At 41.9% G+C, this 4,554-nt stretch carries 3 protein-coding genes; all 3 read right to left on the bottom strand.

All coding sequences use genetic code 11. From position 1 onward, the window contains the following. Positions 1-3: 3 nt before the first annotated feature. Entirely contained in the window at positions 4-1,875 is a 1,872-nt protein-coding gene (locus tag A3757_RS08465; protein ID WP_068553364.1) for an MFS transporter, read from the bottom strand. 60 nt (positions 1,876-1,935) lie between these two features. Further along, positions 1,936-3,312: a tRNA uridine-5-carboxymethylaminomethyl(34) synthesis GTPase MnmE gene (mnmE, locus tag A3757_RS08460; protein ID WP_068507313.1), complete on the bottom strand. Its 1,377-nt coding sequence runs from the start codon at positions 3,310-3,312 to the stop codon at positions 1,936-1,938. A gap of 17 nt (positions 3,313-3,329) precedes the next feature. Further along, positions 3,330-4,554, bottom strand: a 1,225-nt coding sequence (gene yidC, locus A3757_RS08455) for a membrane protein insertase YidC (protein ID WP_068739421.1), incomplete at its 5' end; no start/stop codon positions are given.

The raw sequence follows: 4,554 nt of genomic DNA, 5'->3' as shown, positions 1-4,554 counted from the left end.
GCTCTATTGAACATTTCCTCTTAAGTGCATAACTTTCGATTGCAACAATTCGGCGCTTACTAGATCAGGATTAAGTGGTTTATCAGCAATTACCCTTACCTTAGACCAGAAACGTTTAGGACCTTTCGAAAAGGCAGCTCCATCTTTATGGCTAAAAACACTTCCCCAAAGGCCTTGTAGGGCCATCGGCACTACTTGGACAGGATCACGCCCGATTATTATTTCAATGCCAGTTTTAAACTCGTTGATATCGCCAGTTCTTGTCAGCTTACCTTCCGGGAAAATACAAATTATCTCTTCATTATTTAGTGCTTCAGATATTGACTCGAAAGCTTGATCATAAATTTCTTGATCCTGATGCGCAGGCGCGATTGGAATGGCTTTGACCGCTCTGAAAAACCAAGCTAAAAATTTGTTTTTGAAAATATTATGATCCATCACGAAGCGCATAGGGCGTCTACACGCTCCGGCAAGTATGAGCGCATCAACATATGATACGTGATTACAAACCACTACTGCTGCACCTTCGCGAGGAATATTATCCAAGCCTTCGTGGCTGACTCGGTACATGGTATGACCTAATATCCATATACAAAAGCGAATCGCAAATTCATCTACTTGATAAAATATGTATAGGCAAACAACGAAATTCATTATGGATAAAACCAGGAAGAATTCTGGTATTTCAAGACCTAGCATTCCCAGTAAGATCATTCCTGTGATAGCGCTTCCCACCATAAACAAGGCATTCATAATGTTAATCACAGCGATGGTTCTCGCTCTAAAAGCCGGTTCCGCTCTTTCCTGGACAAAGGCATAAAGTGGGACGATAAAGATGCCTCCTGAGATACCTATACCGATCAGATCAATCAACACTCTAAAAGAACCTTCAGCGTTTAGGAATGTAAGCCAAGTGTGGATAATTTCAGGTTGATGAGGAATTGCGCTATAAAGATCTACACCAAATAGGCTTAATCCCAACGCGCCAATCGGTACAATACCCAACTCAACCTGTGATGAAGACAGTTTTTCACAAAGCATCGAGCCAAGTGCAACACCAATGGTAAATACCGCCAATAGTAAGGTGACGAGTGAGGAGCCCCCCAACAAGACTTCTTTCGAGAAGTTAGGGAATTGCGTTAAATAAGCTGCACCTAAAAACCAAAACCAGGAGATTGCCGCAATTGCTAAATATATCGGCCGGTGCTTTCTTGCTTCGACAATTAGAGAGTGGGTAGTTTTAATAGGGTTATATGAGACTGTTATATCAGCTTGGCTCGGTGGGGCCAAAGGTATTGAACGGCTACTAAGATAACCGAGCAATGCAAAAAACACGACGGCACATGCTGTCACAATCAGAAAGCTATCTAATTGCATGATGATACCAGCGCCAATAGTACCCAAAAGAATCGCAACAAAAGTGCCCATGCCTATCAGCGCATTGCCACCGACCAATTCTTCTGACTTTAGGTGTTGAGGGATGATGGCATATTTTGCAGGTCCAAAAAATGCTGACTGCGTTCCCATCACAAATAGTAAAACCAGGAGCAGGGAATACCACTCCATCAACAAGCCTAATGCTGCCACTGACATAATAAGAATTTCAGCAAACTTAATTTTTCGAATTAGGCCTGATTTTTCATATTTATCGGTAATTTGGCCAGCAATAGCAGAAAAGATGAAGAAGGGCAGAATAAATAGACCTGCTGCCAGGTTAAGAACCGTATCAGCATTCATACCTAAGGCATCCGATGCCTTGAATGCGATGATCAGCATTAGGGTATTTTTATAGATATTATCGTTAAATGCCCCCAAAAACTGGGTAGCGAAAAAGGGGGCAAATCGTTTGCTTTTCAATAAGGCCGATTGACTCATCCTTGTCTCCTGTAACTAGTTTAAGCAAGCCAACAGTATAGAGCTCTGATCAGTCGCTAGCTACTTTCCAATACAGAAACTACTGAAGATTTCACCAAGAAGGTCATCGGGCCTGAACTTACCGGTAATTTCCCCTAGATTATCTTGGGCAATACGCAGCTCTTCGGCTAATAACTCGCCGGCATTGAGCTCTGTTAGCTGTCTTCGACCAAGATTTACAGCATCCAAAGCACGATTTAAGGCATCTAGGTGCCGTCTGCGTGCAGTAAATGTACCTTCATTATTAGCCTTATAACCAACGCACTCTTTAAGGTGATCTTGTAGTAAGCTTAAGCCTTGTTTTTGCTTAGCGGATAAAGAAATAAGTGGGAATTCACCAAGCGAAGCAGTCGATGGGGCTTCTGACGTTTTATCCACTTTGTTTCGAACAATTGTTATATGGTCCTGATTATCGAGCTTTTCCAAAAACTCTGGCCATAGCGTGTCTGGTAATGAGTCAGAGTTTGATTCAATAGATGAAGCATCAACAACTAAAAGAATTCGATCAGCTTGTTCAATTTCCTGCCAAGCTCTATCAATACCAATCTGTTCAACTTTATCAGTACTTTCTCGAAGCCCTGCCGTATCAATAATATGTAAAGGCATTCCATCAATATTGATCTGCTCTTTAAGCACATCACGTGTAGTTCCTTCAATATCAGTCACAATAGCTGAATCGCGTCCTGCTAAAGCATTCAGCAAACTAGACTTACCTGCATTTGGACGACCGGCAATTACCACCCTCATTCCTTCAGTTAGTAGTGCCCCTTGATTCGCATTATTGATTAAGTCATTCAAGGTATCAATCAGAGTATCAACTTGCTCCAGGACATGTGACTCAGAAAGAAAATCAACTTCTTCTTCAGGGAAATCAATTGCTGCTTCCACGTACATTCGGAGTTTAATCAAGCCGGATACAATGGCATCAACTTGCTGAGAAAAGTCCCCTTGTAGGGAACGCAAAGCAGAACGAGCAGCCTGCTCGGAAGTACTGTTTATTAAGTCAGAAATAGCTTCAGCCTGAACCAGATCCAGCTTGTCATTAAAAAAGGCGCGTTGAGAAAATTCTCCCGCTTCTGCTAAGCGAGCACCATTCGAAACGATGGCTTTTAACAAAAGATCCAGAATGACCGGGCCACCATGAGCTTGGAACTCAACGACGTCTTCACCGGTAAAGGAGTGGGGACCTTTAAAGTACAGGGCAATTCCCTGATCTAAACGTAAACCATCTGGATCATAGAAATCGCAATAATGTGCATATCGATTCTTAGGCTCAAAATGAACCATCAGTTTAGCGATATCTAAGGCTTTTGGGCCTGATACCCTGACAATTCCAACTCCGCCACGACCTGCCGCCGTAGCAAGAGCTGCAATAGTGTCTTGATAATATTCACTCATATCAAGAACAGGGTAGATTAAGCGTTAGCTTTTTCGATTTGTCTGGTAATTACCCACTGCTGTGCAATCGACAGAATATTGTTTACTAACCAGTAAAGAACTAGCCCTGAAGGGAACCATAAGAAGAAAACAGTCATTACAACAGGCATAATCTTCATGATCTTAGCTTGCATTGGATCAGGCGGAGATGGATTTAGCTGCATTTGGATAGCCATACTTGCACCCATCAGAATCGGCAGAATGAAGTAAGGATCCATTACCGATAGATCGTGAATCCAGAACATAAATGGAGCATGGCGTAATTGAACACTCTCCATCAAAACCCAGTATAAAGCGATAAATACAGGCATCTGAACAAGAATAGGCAGACAACCACCAAGAGGATTAATTTTCTCTTTCTTATAGAGCTCCATCATTCCTTGAGACATCTTCTGACGATCATCGCCATACTGTTCTTTTAAAGCTTGTAGCTTAGGTGCTACCCGACGCATATTCGCCATAGAACGATAACTTGCAGCCGACAACTTGAAGAACAAAGCCTTAACACAAACAGTCACCAGAATAATTGCAAAACCCCAGTTCAATACAATGCCATAGAAGAAATCAAGCAATAGGAATAGTGGCGTTGCTACCCAGAATAACCAACCAAAATCTACGGTTAAATCAAGGTTTGGTGCAATAGCTTCCAAACGCTCCATAATCTTTGGACCAATATATAACTGTGCAGATGTCGTCTTGGTTTCTCCTGGAGCGACTTCGATTGCAGGGCTAATAAAGCCCATCAAATATCGACCGCCTTTCACGCGTGTTTGATAAGTATGAGTAACGCCATTATCTGGGATCCAGGCACTTAGGAAGTAATGCTGAATAAATGCAACCCAACCACCATGAATTTGTTCATTGATAGGGGAGTCAAGCATGTCTTCAAAGTCATATTTCTCGTAAGGTTTTTCAGCGCTTGAAAGCGCCATTCCCAAAAATGACTGCATACCCATACTATTTTGGCTCGATGGGTCAGAGGAACGATCTCTTACAATCTTTCCAGACAGGTTTGCCTGCCAGTTATCATTAGTCTTGTTATTAATGATATAGCTGACATTAATCAGATAATCATTGCGCTTGAATTCATAACGCTTAGTAATTGATACACCATCATCACTTTCAAAATTAAGGTCTATTGAAAGGCTATCTTGTCCTTCTTGTAACTCGTATGAAGAAGATGATGATGAGTAAATAGGAGCT

Source organism: Oleiphilus sp. HI0117 (assembly GCF_001635235.1).
This window is presented reverse-complemented; position numbering and strand designations above follow the sequence as displayed.